We start from the raw sequence: 16059 nt of genomic DNA on the forward strand, positions 1-16059 counted from the left end.
ACGCCCTGGCGTGGGCGCAAAGCAGCCCGCCCGGCGACGCCGCCCAACACTGGCAGGCCCTGCCCAAAGCCATGGCGCGCGGCGACGTCAGCGCCTTGTCGGACTGGGCGCCCGCGCAGGCGGTCGACGCCCTGCAAAAGCTTTGCCACGACGTGCTGGCCGTGCGCATGGGCGCGGCGCCGCGGTTTTTTAATGCCGGCGACCTGCCCGCGCTGGCGCCGGTCACGGCCGGCAAGCCCAGCGGCGGCCTGTATGCCCTGGCCGCCTGGTCGCGCGAACTGGCCACCACCGCCCGCACCGTGGAGCACCCCTACAACCCGGGCTTGATGCTGGAATCACTGGTCAGCCGCGCCCGGCTGGCGCTCAACACGAAATAAGAAGGCCGATTTTTGTGCGGCAATGTGCAGCAATTGCGGGCGCCGTCATCCTCAAACCGATAAACTAAGGCCATGAGTACACCCCCACCCGCCAGCACCCCCGCAGCCGCCGGCGCGCGCCCCAGCGTCGTCCAGCTGGCCATCAAGGAAAAAGCCGCGCTCTACGCCGCCTACATCCCGCTGTTCAAGGAAGGCGGCGTTTTCATTCCCACGGCACGCGACTACAAGCTCGGCGACGACGTCTACGTGCTGCTGACGCTGCCCGAAGACACGCAGCGCTACCCGGTGGCCGGCAAGGTCGCCTGGGTCACGCCCGGCAGGGCGGCAGGCAACCGCACCCAAGGTGTCGGCGTGCGTTTCCCGGCCGACGAAAAATCCCGCCTGCTCAAGCTCAAGATCGAGGAAATCCTCGGCGCGCACCTGGCCTCTGACCGGCCCACGCAGACGATTTAAGCGAACCGGCCGCTGCGCTGGCCGCCCCCTTTCATGCTTCCTGCCCCCTCATATATATATATAGCGGCAGCGGCATCCCCATCCAGAGCCCTTGCGCCATGTTCACCGACTCCCACTGCCATTTAAGCTTTCCCGAGCTCCAGGCCCAGCTGCCGCAAATCCGCCAGGCCATGCGGGACGCCCAGGTCGACCGGGCGCTGTGCATCTGCACCACGCTCGAAGAGTTTGAAACCGTTCACGGCCTGGCCACGGGCTATGACAATTTCTGGGCCACCGTGGGCGTGCATCCCGACAACGAGGATGTCCAGGAACCCAGCCTGGAAGACCTGTTGCGGCGCGCGGCCCTGCCCAAGGTGGTCGGCATCGGCGAAACCGGCCTCGACTATTACCGCCTGGGCGAACGCACCGTGGCCGACATGGAGTGGCAGCGCGAGCGCTTCCGGGTGCACATACGCGCGGCCCGCCAGACCGCCAAACCGCTGGTCATCCACACCCGCAGCGCCTCCGACGACACGATTGCCATCCTCAAGGAAGAGGGCGGCAGTGCAGGGCAGGCCGGCGCCGCTACCGGTGTTTTCCACTGCTTTACCGAAACCCTGGCCGTGGCCCGCGCAGCCCTGGACCTCGGGTTTTACATCTCGTTTTCCGGCATCCTGACCTTCAAGAACGCTGCCGACCTGCGCGAAGTCGCCCAGTTCGTGCCGCTGGACCGTATGCTGATAGAGACCGACAGCCCCTACCTGGCGCCCATGCCTTACCGCGGCAAAACCAACAACCCGTCTTACGTGCCCTTCGTCGCCAAGCAGATCGCCGAGCTGACCCAGAAACCGCTGGAGACCATCGCCGAGGCCACCAGCCGCAACTTCGAGCAGCTTTTCACCGGGGTCAAAGCATCATGAAAAACTTCACCCAATACTTTAAAAATGCAATTTACCTTGTTGTAATTGCTGGAGTTTCTGTTGCAAGCGCCGGCTCCTACGAAGACTTTTTCATGGCCGTCAAACAGGACACGCCCAATCCTATCCAGAACCTGCTGCGGCGCGGTTTTGACCCCAACACCGTGGACCCCGACGGCCAGACCGGCCTGTTTATCGCCTTGCGTGAGCCATCCCCCAAAGTCGCCCAGCTGCTGATCGACTGGCCCAAGACCGACGTCAACCGGCTCAACGGCAAAGGTGAAAGCGCCCTGATGCTGGCCGCGCTCACGGACCAGCAGGACCTGGCCGAAAAACTCATCAAGAAGGGCGCCGACGTCAACAAGACCGGCTGGACGCCACTGCATTACGCGGCCACCAAGGGCCACCTGGCCATCATCAGCCTGCTGCTGGAGCAGCATGCCTATATTGACGCGGAATCGCCGAACGGCACGACGCCCCTGATGATGGCCGCCATGTACGGCACGGCCGCGGCCGTCAAACTGCTGCTGCAGGAAGGCGCCGACCCGCAGCTCAAGAACCAGCAAGGCCTGACAGCCCTGGAGTTCGCCGAGAGCGCCAGCCGGCCCGACGCCGTGCAATTGCTAGCCGCAGCGGTTCGGGTCAAAAAGCCGGCTGGGCAATGGTGAGCTTGCCATTCGCAAGAATAAAAGTCCGGGCACTTCGGCAAAGCCCGGCCATTAAACTGCAGCAATGCGAGGCGCCGTTTAAAGCGCCGCTCAACAAAAGAGGAAAAAATGCACGATACCGCCATGGACCACGGGGCCGCTTTCTTCAACACCTATGTGAAGAATTCGATGGATTTGACCATTGTGGACATCGGTTCACAAGACGTGAACGGCAGTCTGAGATCGGTCGCTCCGGCAAATAACCAATACATCGGAGTGGATTTTGAGAACGCCAACGGCGTGGATATCGTCATCACGGATCCCTATTCGTTGCCCTTTAAAAATGAATCCGTGGACGTGGTGGTGAGCTCATCGTGCTTTGAGCATTCGGAATTCTTCTGGCTTCTGTTTAATGAAGCCTTGAGAATTCTCAAGCCCACCGGCTTGCTTTTCATCAATGTGCCTTCCAACGGAGCCTTCCATCGATACCCGGTGGATTGCTGGCGGTTTTACCCTGACAGCGGGGTGGCTCTGCAGAACTGGGGGAAAAGAAGCGGCTACAACTGCGCATTGCTAGAGTCATTCATAGGCGGCAAAAAGCAGGATATCTGGAATGATTTCATTGCGGTATTCGTCAAGGACGAGCGCCATGAATCAAAGTACCCCAACCGCATCCAGAACGAGCTGACAGCGATTACCAACGGCCGTTCATACAACTCGGAAGAGATCAGGAATTATCTGCACCCATCCGAGGACCAGGCGGCACACACAAAGCTTGTCACGATCGTTCAATCCATCAATGAGATTTTGAACTCCTGATCTGCCGGCAGCCAGGGCGCATGCGGCTCGGCGTGATGCCGAGAGGCTAATTGCCCATCATGATGTTCTACGATGTATATTATGTTAACTAATATTTGGACAATGCCAGGAAGGTATCCAGAAGCAAGCAGCCTTTATAAACTTCTATACGTTTGTTTTCCCAGCGGAGTAACGTTGACCAGCTAGCGCCTCAACTGGCTTCCGAGCGACTCCTGGTCACCGCTGCTGCGTGAAATTTGGGTGGCCATCGTTACTGCCGCATCTTCAACACCGGCCACCGCTACATACGTATGCCGGACAGATGGCCTGGATCGCTGCCAAATCAACACTTCGAAAAACGACAAAATCGGCAGGTTGCCCGCCAACCTGATTGGGTCGGGGGCAATTTTTCGGAGCGTTCGCGCAAATGCGGGCATCTGGGTGAAGCGCCCTCCCGGCCGCAGTTCGAGCCATCCTCATCGCTGCGCCTCCGAGCGTGGCGTTGATGAGACGGTTCAGGTTGTCATAGGCAAGGCTTTGGTCAAAAGCTGGAACGGCAACTCCATTATTGGGCTGACCAGTTACGGGGTAGCGATGCCATGCGAACTGTTGTCACGCGGCTCGAGATGCCGTCCACGCGTGTTTGCGGCGGCCCTCCGAGGTGGACCGGACCATATCCGCGGCACATCCTCAACCAGCTTGGCGGCAGCATCGATCACCTCGGCTTGATGCGGCTGCAAGCGCTGAGCAGCCCGGCTCAGATGCGACACGAAGGGATCCTGCACGGCGGTCCGGTGGCCCGAGAGCTCTTCCACCACCGCCAGACCGCAAAGCGGCGCATAAAAATCAGAATAGCCGCCCTCTTGCAGCACAAGCAGTCGCCCGCTGCAGGCCCGGTCGGCCGCATCCACCAGCGCGCGCGCCATCAGGCGGAAGGTTTCCATCATCGCCATCTGCCGGGCAAGCGGATCGTAGAGGCAGGCGTCATAGCCGGACGACACCAGGATCATCTCGGGCGCGAAGCGCTCCAGCGCGGGCAGCACCACCTGTTCGATGGCCGCCAGGTAGGCGCCATGCCCGGAGCCAGGCGGCAGCGGTACATTGATATTGGCCCCGAATCCCGGGCCGCGGCCGCGCTCGGTGATGCCGCCGGATTCACGGGGATAGTTGTCCTCTTCGTGAAGCGAGATCGTCAGCACCCCGGGATCCTCGTAAAAAATGCCCTGGGCACCGTTGCCGTGGTGCACGTCCCAGTCGACCAGTGCAATCCGCCGCAGCCCGTGCACGGCACGCAGGTGGGCGACGGCCAGCGCCCCGTTCGCCAGCAGGCAAAAGCCACGGCCACGCTCCGGCTCGGCATGGTGGCCGGACGGCCGCACCAGCGCATAGGCGTTGCGCAGCGTGCCGGCCATGATCGCATCCGCGGCCGCCAGGCATCCGCCTGCCGCGAGCTGCGCAATTTCCCAGGAGCCCGGGCCGACCGGCGCCTTTTCGCCCGCATCGCCACCGCCTTGCGCGCTCAGCCGCTTGAGGCGGCCAATGTAGCCAGGCGTGTGAACCCGCAGGAGTTCCTCCTCGGTCGCGGGGCGCGGACGCACCGGCGCGAGGTGATCGATGAGGCCGCTGACCTCGATGAGGTTGCGCATGCGCCGCTTGCTCGCGGGGCTGTCGATGTGCTGTAGCCCCGGCTCCATGAAGCCGCCCGCGGGTTGCGCGCCCGCGCCCATGCCGGTGATGTGCCACATATAGCTTTCATGCCAGACGAGCCCGGTCCTGAATGACGCGGTCTCATTCACAGGACAGCTCCAGCGCCAGAAGATCGGAGACGGGTTGACGCTGCCGGATCATGCGCAGCGCGCCGCCCTCATGCAGCACCTCGGGTGCCAGGCCTCGCGAGTTGTAGTTCGACGACATGCTGGCGCAATAGGCACCGCAATCGTGGAACACCGCCAGGTCGCCGATTTCCGGGACGGCCAGTTCCCGCGGAACTACCATGCCGCCCTGATCCACTGTGAACACGTCCCCCGCCTCGCAGAGCGGGCCACCCACCACGGTGGGCCGCCGCTCGGCGCTCTCGGAGCGTGGCTCCGCGTGCAGAATGCCGATGCGGTGAAAGCTGCCGTACATCGCCGGGCGCATCAGGTCGTTGAAGCCGGCATCGGCAAGGATGAACCAGTTGTTCCCGACGGCCTTACGCGCCCGCACCTCCGACACCAGGTAGCCAGAATTGCCGACGATGTAGCGGCCCGGTTCGACCTCAAGCGACACCGAATGGCCCAGATGTTCTTCAGCGGCCGCTCGCGTCGCGGCCCAGTGGGTGCGATAGGCGACAAGGTCGATCTCGGTATCGGTATCGCGGTAAGGAATAGGCAGGCCGCCACCTGCCGAGATGGCCTGGATGTCAAAGGGGCAGCGCCGTACCTCGCCAGTCATGGCGTCGCAGACACGGCGCAGTTGATCGAAATCCGCGCCGGAACCGATATGCATGTGCAGTCCCACCAGCTTCAGCCGGTGCAACCGGATCAGGTCGTAGCATTCATGCAGGGTTTCGTGCCACAGCCCGTGCTTGCTCCACTGTCCACCAGTATTGGTCTTGCGGCTGAAGCCGCTGCCGAAACCCGGGTTGATGCGCAGCCAGACCGGGTGGCCTGGGCTGACCTCGCCCAACTGGCTGAGCATCTGGGGCGAGCCGACGTTGACCGGCAGGCCCAGTTCCACTACCCGTGCAAGCGTGGCGCGGTCGAGTATGTCAGAAGCGAACACGATATCGTGCGAGTTTCCCGCCCTGCTATAGCCCGCCGCCAGCGCGCGCTCGATTTCACCGAGCGACACCGCATCGACGGTCACACCCATGGCGTGCAGCATGCGCAGCAGATGGATGTTGGAATTGGCCTTCTGCGCGTAGCGGATCACATCGAACCCGGCCAGCGAGGCGACGCGCCTGCGGATCTCGGCGGCGTCATAAACCCAGCAAGGCGTGCCGAAGCGGCGGGCGGCCTCGCGCAGGGTGTCGTCGGAAAGCGAAGGGCGAAGCGCCGGCGCGTCGGGGGCGGCGGTGCGGTGCTGCAGGGTCATGGCGGGTCCCGGTTCTGGAAAAGGATGAGATCAGTAGCGCGTCGCGGGCTCGCGGATGAGAAGGCAGCAGATCGCCGCGCCCGCCATGCAGGCAATCCCCATCAGGATGGCAAAGAAATACCCGCCCGCCATGTCGCGGATGGCGCCCGCGAGCGTGGGGCCGAACAATGCACCGAAGCCCCATGAGGTATAGAGCGCGCCGATGATCGTGGCGATGCGCCGCCCGCCGAAATACTCCATCGTCAGCACGGGCAGCATGGCAATGTAGCCGCCATACAGCAGGCCGAAGGCGACCGCATAACATGCGAGGGCCGCGAAGCCCGGGGGGGCAAGCAACCACCACAACATCGCCAGAGCCAGCCCCGCGAACATGAGCGTCAGCGCATTGCGCCGGCCGAAATAATCGACCACCCCGCCAAGCAGAAAGCGCCCCACCGTTCCGGAAATCCCGAGGATGCTGACCAGCACGATTCCACTCTGCGCGGTGATGCCGTGGTCGGTAGCGTAAGGAACAAGATGCACATAGTTGATGAACACGGCGGCCGCCGACAGCAAGCTTGCGGCATAGAGCAACCAGAAATGGCCGCATCGCAGCGTTTCGGCCAAGGTCAAGCCGGGGATGGGGGTGGCGGGATCTGCGGTGTCAACTGCCGCTCCCCCATCGGGGGCAAGGCCCATCTCGCGAGGATGAGCGACCAGCATCAGGCTGGCAGCACCACAGATGCCTAACGCGCAGGCCGCAAGCACCATATGTGCGCCGCGCCAACCCAAGGCCTCGGTCAGTGCCATGGCCAGCGGCGGAAAGGCCAGGGTGCCGACCCCGGTGCCGCAGATGGCCAGGCCCGAGGCCAGGCCGCGCCGCACCCGGAACCAGCGCTGCACCAGGCCGACGGCGGGGACATAAATCATGCCGCCGCCTATCCCGACCCCCGCCCCGTAGGCGATGTAGAGCAGGGTCAGCGATCCGGCCTGTGCCGCCGCCGCGAGGCCCGCCGCCATGATCAGCGCGCCCGCAAGTCCCACCTTGCGCGGCCCCAAGCGGTCCGCCGCGGAGCCTGCGGCGAAACCGGTCATGAACCAGATGAACTCGCTGATGGCAAAGGCAAACGCAATGTCGGCCCGCCCGGCACCGAATTCAGCCTCGAATGCCGCGACGAAGGCCGGAAAAGAATAGATGATGCCCGCCGCAGTCGCCGACATGCAGAAGACCGAGGCAACAATGATCCAGCCGTAAAAGAGGCCCGCCGGAGCCGGCCGTTGAACACTGTCGGAGGCATTTGTCATGGACATATTTCCTGGAGTGGATGTGACGGTTATTCGAGGCCGCCCTGCTCGGCGGGCGCGAACTCGACGACAAGATAGGACAGGTCGGGCATCCCGCGCGCCTCCAACCGTTGCGCCAGTTCAGCATAAACCGCTCGTACCGCCGCGGGATCGCGGTGATAAAGGCCGCAGCCGCCCGCCGCATGCAGTGCCGGGGACAGCGGCGCGGGATTGGCCATGATGCGCTGCCCATCCACCCGCAGCAGCCCCTCGCCGGCGAGAATCGTCCAGCTGAGCCCCGTGGCCCCAACGATATCGCGCGCCAGCTCGGCCATCTCCCAACGGTCCTCGGCGGCGTTCCCCACCGAGTAGCCGAGCATCACCACCCTCGCCCGCCGCCCGCACGGCGTCTGGCGAAAGCGCGCTACCGCCTCGAAGGCAGCGCGTTGCAGGACAAGCCCGGTTTCACCGCCGTCAGAGGTCAGCGCCAGTATCTCGCGCGTCGGCGCGAGCCCGAAGGGCATGTTGCCCAGGACCAGCGGACGGCGCGCCTGCGGGAAAGGAACGATGTCGGCGAACCCGCGCCGGATGTCGTTCAGGCAGGCTACGCCGGCGCCGCGGCCGTTCAGGCGCTGGTTCAGCCCGAAAAAAGCCAGCGCGCGCGGATTGATGTCCATGCCCAGGCCGGGTATGTCGGGCGCGAAATGCGCAAGGTTGTGGCCGCTGCCGGTGGCCAGGTCTATCACCGCGTCGGCATCCGCGACAAAGCCGCGCGCCAGGCAGTAGCGGTGGATCGCAGCGCTTTCATCGGGGAAGGGAAAGACGCGCAGGCGCGCGTCCACCCAGACGCCATCGGTGAGCAGGAGATCACGCTCCACCGTGTTGACACGCACGCACAGCCGGCGGTCGCGCAGCAAGCCGACCTGCGACAGCGCGCCGCCCCGCAGCGCGCTGCCGGGTTCGAAAGGCTGAAGCTGGGCCAGCCCCGCCGCCCAGTCGAGATAGGCGGCGCTTGCGGCAATGGCGCGCAACTCGCGGAGCACCGCGTCCCGCAGGCCGGCGTCGTCGGCCAGCGCCGAGGTCGCCAGGAAAATATGGTCGGTGCCCAGGGCGGTGGGCCCGGGATCGATGACAAGTTTCATTCCGGCTCCCCTGCGTCCGCGCCACGGCAGAGCAGCGCGAGCAGCGCCGCGCGCATCCAGACGCCGTCACGCGCTTGCTTGAAGTAATGTGCCTGCGGCATGGCGTCGATCGCGCGGTCGACATGGTCCGCGATGGGGCCGATATGCAGCACCGGAAGGTGGCGGCCCGCCGCACGCACCGCCGCCGCCGTGATGCGGTGGCTGTCGGGCGTCGCGCGTTCCTGGCGGGCACAGGCATTGGCCGTATCGCCGAAGTCGGCGTGGAAATTGGCGTGATACACCCCGAGCGTGGTGACGGCATCGGCCAGCCGCAGCACCTCGTCAATATGGGCGCAGTGCGTGACCCGGGTGCCGCGCGCGCGCAGCAGTTCCTGCACATCGGGCGGCGGCGCCGAACCGGGCGGTTCGAGCACCGCAAGCCGGACATCGAACAGCGACAGCGCCGTGACCAGCGAGCGATGCGCCCGCCAACCCAGATGGCCGACGATGCCGATGCACAGTCCGTCAAGCCGGCCGAAGTGTTTGTGCAGGTGATGGATGTCACCCAGCGACTGGGTCGGGTGCTCGCCGTAGCCGTCCCCCGCATTGACCAGCGGCACCGGCGACACCGCCGCGGCGCGAAGCGCGGCGCCCGTCTCGCTGTGGCGCAGCACCAGCACGTCGGCCATCTCGGCCGTGAAGCGCACCACGTCCTCCAGCGTTTCCTCGTAGAAGCCCACGGCGCGGGTTGTCGTCGGGTCGGCAAAGCCCACCACATGGCCGCCGATGCGCAGCATCGCCGCCTCGAAGCTCATCCGGGTGCGGGTGCTCTGCTGATAGAACATCACGCCCAGGCATCGCCCTTGCGCGACCCGCGACAGGCAGGCGGGCGGCGCGGCCTCCATGGCGCGGGCAATCTCCATGCAATGCTCGGCCATGGGGCGCGACACCTCGCGCAGTGACACAAGGTGCGACGGCAAGGCGGGCGCGGCGGCGAGAAGATCGAAGAGGCTGTCCGCGCCGGCGCGCAGGCTTTCGGGCATCCCGGTTTCGCGGCGGGAAAGATGCGGGGGGGCGGCGCAGTTCAAGCGGCCAGCCCTTCGGCACCTGCTTCAGTTTTGCTTTCGTCCTTTGCCAGCCGGGTGATCGCGTCGCCCGTCATGCGGAACACCGACCAGCCTTTCATGGGCGCCGCGCCCAGCGAGGAGTAGAAGGCGATGGAAGGGGCGTTCCAGTCCAGCACCGACCACTCCATGCGCGCGCAGTCGCGCTTCACCGCTACCTGCGCCAGCGCCTGCAGAAGCATCTTTCCAACGCCGTGGCCGCGGAACTCGGGCCGCACGAAGAGGTCCTCCAGGTACAGGCCTTTCTTGCCGAGGAAGGTGGAGTAGTTGTGGAAAAAAAGAGCGAAACCCACGGCGCCGCCGTCCAGTTCGCCGATCAGCACCTCGGCCGAGGGGCGGTCCGTGAACAGCGCCTCGCCGATCACGTCGGGCGTGGAGACGCAGGAATCTCCCAGCTCTTCATAAATCGCCAGGTCGCGGATCAGTTCGCAGATCAGCGCGGTATCGGCGCGGGTGGCGGGACGGATGGAAACGGTGTGGGTCATGGAAAAGTCCTCAGGTAAAAATCATCTGCCGCAAACAATCTATGCGTCGCCTATGCGTCGCTCATGCGACGGCTTGTGCCATGGGCATGGCGAAAGCGGAAGGGGAAGCCGCCTCGTCGCGCTCGACCCGGTCGCGGCCCAGCCAGAAAGCTTCGAAGCGGCGCGGGTGGTACACGATGTGCATGGGATGCGGACGGCCCTGGAAGGCATCGGTGGTCGCGCGCGCAATGGCGGTGCTCTGCGAAAACCCTCCCGTGTTGTGGCCGGTGGCCACCACCAGGAGCCCGGCCTCGGCGGGCTGGATCTCGAACATGCCAAGGCTGCTGGCCGTCCAGGGCCGGATGCAGTATTTCCGGCTCCGGCGCAGCGACCCGTCGGCCAGCGCCTGCCGGAAGGCCTCGGGGAACATGGCGGCCAGGTAATCCTCCATTGAGATATACAGGGCCTCAAGTTCCGCCGGATCGATGTTGCCCGGGTCATGGCCCAGATAGCCAAAGCCCGACCCGAAGATGAGAATATCCCGCCCCTCGGGACTGCGCGCGGGAATGATGTTGCCGCTGCACGCGATATGGCCCTCGCGGGCGATCTTCAGTGCATTGCTCAAACGGGGTTCGAGGTTGGGAATGCTCATCCACGCGCCCAACACGCCATGCACCTTGCCCTCGGACGCCGTGCCCTTGAGCAATTCACCGCCGTAGACGCCGGGCGACAGAAAGTAATGGTTGCTCCGCAGGATGCCGCCATCCATGCCGATCCCGGCAACCACGCCGTTCTCGGTCACGATGCGCCCGGCCTGCGCCTGCCAGCGGAAGCGCACACCACGCTCTTCCAGATGGGCAATCAGGCGGCGCGTGAAACTATGCACATTGACGGTGAAACCGGTAACCTCGATTCCGCCCTCGATCTCGCTGCTGCGCACACCGTCGGCAAGCGACGGATAGGCGGTGGCGACGGCGGCGGGGTCAAGCTCGTTCAGGTAAGAGCCCACACGCTTTTGCCGCTTCACCTGCTTGGCATGGTAGGGCCCGGTCGAGGCGACGCGCAGCAGCGGCTCGCAGAATTCCACCCCTTCAAAAAGGCCGGGCCTCTCGGCGATCAGCTCGCGCCAGTAGACAAGGCTTTCGTGGTTCAGCGCAAAGATGTCGTCGTTGTAGCGCTCGGCCAGCCAGACGGGCATGGCCAGCGAATCCTCGATCCAGGCCTCATCCTCGGCTGAATACCCGTCGGGCCGGCCTATAAGCCAGCCGAACTCCGACACGCGCTTGCGCAGGTAGCCGTGCAGCAGCTCGCCGGGGGCGGCGTCCCGGTCGTGGTAGTTGTCGCATTCCGTCAAAGAAAACATCCGGGCATTGGCCCCGCCGTGGGTGCAGCCGAGCGACAGCCAGTCCGGCGCGCCGCGCGGGTCGGCGCTGGCCTCAACCACCTCGACCTGGTAACCCAGATCGACAAGGTGCAGTGCGGTCATCAGGCCCACGATCCCGGCACCGACCACCAGTACCGTCTCGGCCGCCGCCGCCTTGCGGCCTGCGGCCGCAACATGCGCCGCCGTGGCGCGAGCGGTCAGGTCGCGGCTGTAGAGGCGCTCGGCCGCCTCGAAAGCGCGCGCTATCGGCGTGCGGTCCTTGCCGAAGAAGACGTGGATGGCGCCGTCACTGCGGCTGGTAAAACACCCCGACCGCCCCAGGGGCTGGCGGACCAGCACGATCACTTCGCGTGTGCGCGCCTGCGACCAGGCGCGCAATACACCGCCCGGGGGTATCCGGTCGGTGATCAGCACATCGAAGTCGGCATCCGCCAGCACCGCAGCGGCAGCGGTGTCGTCAAGTGCAGCAAAGCCGACCAGATAGATGACCGGCGCAGGCAGCAGTTCGGCAATATCCGCGGACGACAATGAAACGGTCGATGCAATTTTCATGTGATGCCCCTTACGTTGCAGCACGAATGATCAATGGGTGGAGAGAAAAACCTCCTCCCACAAATGCAGGATATTTGTAAGTCCGTGAAACGCATTTGCTTGCTCGCAAAATTTTGGTTTTGCGAGGTCTCGCGAAATGCAATGCGGAATAGTTCTGTTCAGCGCACGCGTGCGGCCGTCGCTTAAGCCGAACGATTTACTGTCGACTGCTGAATGTGAAGCTTCATGGTGAGACGGGGTTTTTACTAACTTGTGTGTCTTCCGCAACAGTTGCGTCATGCAGGGCAGCTACGCAGCTCAACCTGCCGCCGTGCCCTCCAGGGTGCAGGGCCCGCGGGCTACGGTGGTTACTCCGTTCGAAACGACCTGTACTGACGAACGCTCCGTGAGGTCGGTCCCTTTGATATCGACTTGAATTCCGTTGAAAAGCTGCATTCACCTCTGCGTGTGCCGTCGTGACAGGATGAGTGGCGCTGCGCCGAAGCCTGCCCGACCTACTTCATCAGAAGCCGCGGATCCAGCTCTGCGATCGCGAACTTGCGCACATACGCGATGAAGGGATCGACCAGCTTGGGCGGGGTGTGCTGCAGGGGCGTCAGCACCGAAAACTCCAGCGGCACCGACGGCTCGAAGGGAATGAAGCGCAGGTCGCGGCCCTTGTATTCCATGGCCGTGATCGCATCCACCAGCGCAATGCCCTGCCCCGCCGCCACCAGCGAGCACATCGCGGCCGATACCTGGACCTCCACCTGCGCCGGTTGGTATTTCACGCCGTGGGCCGCGAACATGGCGTCGATCAGCAGCCGCGTGGCGATGTTGTTCGGGTGCGAAATAAACAGTTCGCCTTCGATGTCGGCCGGCACCAGCGCCTCGCGGCCGGCCAGGCGGTGGCCGACGGGCACGACGCACACGTGCGCGGCCGTCAGCAGGGTGTCGCCGTGCGTGCCGGTGTTGCTGATGGAGAGGTTGACGATGCCCAGGTCGCAGCGCTGGCCTATCACCATGTCGACGATGGTGCGGGAGTCGTACACGCCCAGCATGATCTTGATCTCGCCGTGGTCCTTCAGGAAGCCCGCGATGGCGCGCGGCAGGAAGGACAGCGCAATCGACGGCGGCGCGGCCACGTGCAGCGCGCCGCGCTGCTGCGTCTTGATGGCGTGGGCCATGCGCGCGATGCGTTCGACGCCGATCAGCGAGCGGTTGACCTCCTCATACAGCAGCTGCGCTTCGGCCGTCGGATGCAGGCGCCCGCGCGCGCGTTCGAAGAGCGGGAAACCCGCGCTTTCTTCCAGGTCGGCGAGCAGGCGCGTGACGGCCGGCTGCGAAATGAACAGCATGTCGGCCGCCCGGGTGACGGTCTGGCAGAGCATGACGGCGCGGAAGGCTTCGAGTTGTCTGAGGCGCAAGGGAAAACCCCGGTAATCCCATAACACAATGTTATGGATGAAAAAAATAATTGTATTGGTTTTACATCAATCTGCCACCTACCATTGAATTCGTCAGCGTAGTGGCGGGTTGTGTGGACATTTTCATCCCATAACCTGGTGTGTCAAATTAGTGCGTGTCGCGCCCCAGAGTGGGCCGGATGCACCGTTATGGAGAAACCCCTGATGAAAGCAAAATTCCTGGTTGTTGCACCGCTTGCCGCAGCCATCGCACTGGCCTGTGCGGGCATCGTCCACGCGCAATCCGTGCCTACCCTCTACGTCGGCGCCTACGGCGGCTCCACCGAAAAGGCGTTCAAGGAAAAAATCATTCCGGCCTTTGAGGCATCGCGCAAGGTCAAGATCGTCTACGTGGCGGGCAACTCCACCGACACCCTGGCCAAGCTGCAGGCGCAGAAAGACAAGCAGGAGCTCGACCTGGTGCTGCTGGATGACGGCCCGATGCAGCAGGCCGTGCAGTTCGGCTTTTGCGACAAGGTCAAGGACGCGCCCATCTACAAGGATCTCTATCCGCTGGCCCGCATCGACGACCGCTCCATGGCGATAGGCGCCGTCGCCACCGGCCTGGCCTACAACACCGAAGCCTTCAAGAAGGCCGGCCTGCCCAAGCCGGATTCGTGGCAAATCCTCATCGACAAGAAGTTCAAGCAGAAGCTGGCCATCCCGCCCATCTCCAACACCTACGGCCTGCAGACGCTGATCATGTACGCAAAAATGCGCGGCGGCGGCGAAAAAGCCATCGACGCCGGCTTCGACGCCATGGCCAAGGAAGTCGCGCCCAACGTGCTGGCCTGGGAGCCGTCGCCGGGCAAGATGACCGAGCTGTTCCAGAACGGCGACATCAACCTCGCGGTGTGGGGCAGCGGGCGCACGGAGTCCTTCAGGGCCACGGGTTTCCCCATCGAATTCGTCTATCCCAAGGAAGGCGCGATGGCGCTGTTGATCGCGGCCTGCCCGGTCGTCAACAGCGACGTGCCCGAGCATGCCCAGGCCCTGCTGCAATACCTGATGACGCCCGAGGTGCAGGTCCTGCTGGCCGAGACCCAGGGCTTTGGTCCGGTCAACAGCAAGGTGAAGCTGGAGCCCGCCATCGCCGCCAAGGTGCCCTACGGCCCGGCGCAGATCGGCAAGCTGCTGCCGACCAACTGGTCTGTCGTCAACGAGAAGCGGGGCGAATGGACCAACCGCTGGAACCGCACCATCGAGCGCTGAAGGGGGGATAAACCTACTGCGCGGCCCGATGCCGGCGGTGCGGTCCTCACCGTACTGGTGTACGGTTCCGGTCCTCCCACCAGCCTAGGCCCGCTCGCTACGGTTTCTCGACCCTTCAGTTCCCTGGCGATCTCTTTTTTCCGGCAGCCCCTTAGCCACCTGAACTGAACACCTATGACCTTCCTCTCCCTCCAAAAGCTGACCCGGCACTTCGACGATTTTGTCGCGGTTGAATCGCTGGACCTGGACATAGCGCGCGGTGAGTTCATCTCGCTGCTTGGCCCCTCGGGTTGCGGCAAGACGACCACGCTGCAGATGATCGCGGGATTTGTGAACCCGACGCGCGGCAGCATCGTGCTCGAGGGCCAGGACATCACCGCGCTGCGCCCTGAAAAGCGCGGCATGGGTGTGGTGTTCCAGAGCTATGCGCTGTTTCCCCACATGACGGTCGAGGCCAACGTCGGCTTCGGCCTGGAGATGCGCGGCATGGGCCGCAGCGAGCGCGCCCAGCGCATCGGCGAGACGCTGGACCTGGTGCGCCTGGGCGGCCTGGGCAAACGCTTTACGCGTGAGCTCTCGGGCGGCCAGCGCCAGCGTGTGGCCATCGCCCGCGCCCTGGCCATCCGCCCGCAGCTGCTGCTGCTCGACGAGCCCATGTCCAACCTCGACGCCAAGCTGCGCGAGGACATGCACATCGAACTGCGCGCCATCCAGCGCCACCTGGGCATCACCACCCTGCTGGTCACGCACGACCAGGTCGAGGCCATGACCATGAGCGACCGCATCGCCGTCATGCACGGCGGCAAGATCGTGCAGCTGGCCATGCCGTTCGAGGCCTACGAGCAGCCCGGCTCGCCCTTCGCCTCGGCCTTTCTCGGCAAGACGAATTCGCTGAGCGGCCGCGTCGTCACCAACAACCAGCGCTGCGCCGTCGTCAATGTGAACGAGCGCGAGTTGCACATCCCGCACGGCGGCCGCAGCCTGGACGGCGAGGTGCATGTCTTCGTGCGGCCTGAAAAGCTGCGCCTGGGCGCGGCCGGCGGCGGCCTGCCTGGCCAGGTCAAGACGCGCGTCTTCCTCGGCAACCACTGGATGCTGCAGGTCGACACCGCCATGGGCCTGATGAGCGTGAGCCTGCCCAACATCGGCGAAGTGCCGCCGGCCGAAGGCAGCACCGTCGGCCTGAACTGGTCGGACGACGACCTGCGCGTGCTGCCCCGGCAAGAGGTGGCCCATGGCTGAAGCGAC

General features: G+C 64.5%; 14 protein-coding genes and 1 pseudogene. 7 read left to right on the plus strand and 8 right to left on the minus strand.

The genetic code is table 11. The annotated features are described in order from the left end of the window. The 5 genes and pseudogenes from ACLV8F_RS05655 to ACLV8F_RS05675 all read left to right on the plus strand — a co-directional run. Positions 1-377 (plus strand): annotated as a pseudogene (locus ACLV8F_RS05655) (DNA polymerase III subunit delta'); the annotation flags it as partial. 72 nt (positions 378-449) lie between these two features. Then, entirely contained in the window at positions 450-830 is a 381-nt protein-coding gene (locus ACLV8F_RS05660; protein ID WP_411879844.1) for a PilZ domain-containing protein, read from the plus strand. Between the two features lie 98 nt (positions 831-928). Continuing rightward, positions 929-1729: a TatD family hydrolase gene (locus ACLV8F_RS05665; protein WP_411883265.1), complete on the plus strand. Its 801-nt coding sequence runs from the start codon at positions 929-931 to the stop codon at positions 1727-1729. Continuing rightward, entirely contained in the window at positions 1726-2394 is a 669-nt protein-coding gene (locus ACLV8F_RS05670) for an ankyrin repeat domain-containing protein (protein ID WP_411883266.1), read from the plus strand. The genes ACLV8F_RS05665 and ACLV8F_RS05670 overlap by 4 nt, the downstream gene beginning before the upstream one ends. Before the next feature lie 108 nt (positions 2395-2502). Further along, complete coding sequence (locus ACLV8F_RS05675) at positions 2503-3192, plus strand: methyltransferase domain-containing protein (RefSeq protein ID WP_411883267.1); 690 nt, start codon at positions 2503-2505, stop codon at positions 3190-3192. A gap of 560 nt (positions 3193-3752) precedes the next feature. Here ACLV8F_RS05675 and ACLV8F_RS05680 read toward each other — a convergent pair. The 8 genes from ACLV8F_RS05680 to ACLV8F_RS05715 all read right to left on the minus strand — a co-directional run bounded on the left by ACLV8F_RS05680 (position 3753) and on the right by ACLV8F_RS05715 (position 13560). Continuing rightward, positions 3753-4916 (minus strand): class II histone deacetylase, encoded by a 1164-nt coding sequence (locus ACLV8F_RS05680; RefSeq protein ID WP_411883268.1) that lies wholly within the window; start codon positions 4914-4916, stop codon positions 3753-3755. Positions 4917-4959: 43 nt separating this feature from the next. Next, a complete protein-coding gene (gene lysA, locus ACLV8F_RS05685) occupies positions 4960-6246 on the minus strand; it encodes a diaminopimelate decarboxylase (protein WP_411883269.1) in 1287 nt (428 codons plus the stop codon). Between the two features lie 30 nt (positions 6247-6276). Then, positions 6277-7530, minus strand: coding sequence for an MFS transporter (locus tag ACLV8F_RS05690; RefSeq protein ID WP_411883270.1), 1254 nt, complete (start codon positions 7528-7530; stop codon positions 6277-6279). Between the two features lie 29 nt (positions 7531-7559). Next, positions 7560-8651: a hypothetical protein gene (locus ACLV8F_RS05695; protein ID WP_411883271.1), complete on the minus strand. Its 1092-nt coding sequence runs from the start codon at positions 8649-8651 to the stop codon at positions 7560-7562. Next, positions 8648-9718 carry an aspartate carbamoyltransferase gene (locus ACLV8F_RS05700; protein WP_411883272.1) on the minus strand — a complete coding sequence of 357 codons (1071 nt, stop codon included), beginning with the start codon at positions 9716-9718 and terminating at the stop codon, positions 8648-8650. The genes ACLV8F_RS05695 and ACLV8F_RS05700 overlap by 4 nt, the downstream gene beginning before the upstream one ends. Further along, positions 9715-10239 carry an N-acetyltransferase family protein gene (locus ACLV8F_RS05705; RefSeq protein ID WP_411883273.1) on the minus strand — a complete coding sequence of 175 codons (525 nt, stop codon included), beginning with the start codon at positions 10237-10239 and terminating at the stop codon, positions 9715-9717. The genes ACLV8F_RS05700 and ACLV8F_RS05705 overlap by 4 nt, the downstream gene beginning before the upstream one ends. A gap of 61 nt (positions 10240-10300) precedes the next feature. Then, positions 10301-12154 carry an NAD(P)/FAD-dependent oxidoreductase gene (locus tag ACLV8F_RS05710; protein WP_411883274.1) on the minus strand — a complete coding sequence of 618 codons (1854 nt, stop codon included), beginning with the start codon at positions 12152-12154 and terminating at the stop codon, positions 10301-10303. A 494-nt stretch (positions 12155-12648) separates the two neighbouring features. After that, complete coding sequence (locus ACLV8F_RS05715; protein WP_411883275.1) at positions 12649-13560, minus strand: LysR substrate-binding domain-containing protein; 912 nt, start codon at positions 13558-13560, stop codon at positions 12649-12651. Positions 13561-13764: 204 nt separating this feature from the next. Between ACLV8F_RS05715 and ACLV8F_RS05720 the strand changes: the two genes are divergently transcribed. Then, positions 13765-14811: an ABC transporter substrate-binding protein gene (locus tag ACLV8F_RS05720; protein ID WP_411883276.1), complete on the plus strand. Its 1047-nt coding sequence runs from the start codon at positions 13765-13767 to the stop codon at positions 14809-14811. A gap of 174 nt (positions 14812-14985) precedes the next feature. Further along, positions 14986-16053 (plus strand): ABC transporter ATP-binding protein, encoded by a 1068-nt coding sequence (locus tag ACLV8F_RS05725; protein ID WP_411883277.1) that lies wholly within the window; start codon positions 14986-14988, stop codon positions 16051-16053. The last annotated feature ends 6 nt before the right edge of the window (positions 16054-16059 follow it).

Source organism: Polaromonas sp. YR568 (assembly GCF_943369675.1).
Classification (GTDB): Bacteria; Pseudomonadota; Gammaproteobacteria; order Burkholderiales; family Burkholderiaceae_C; genus Polaromonas.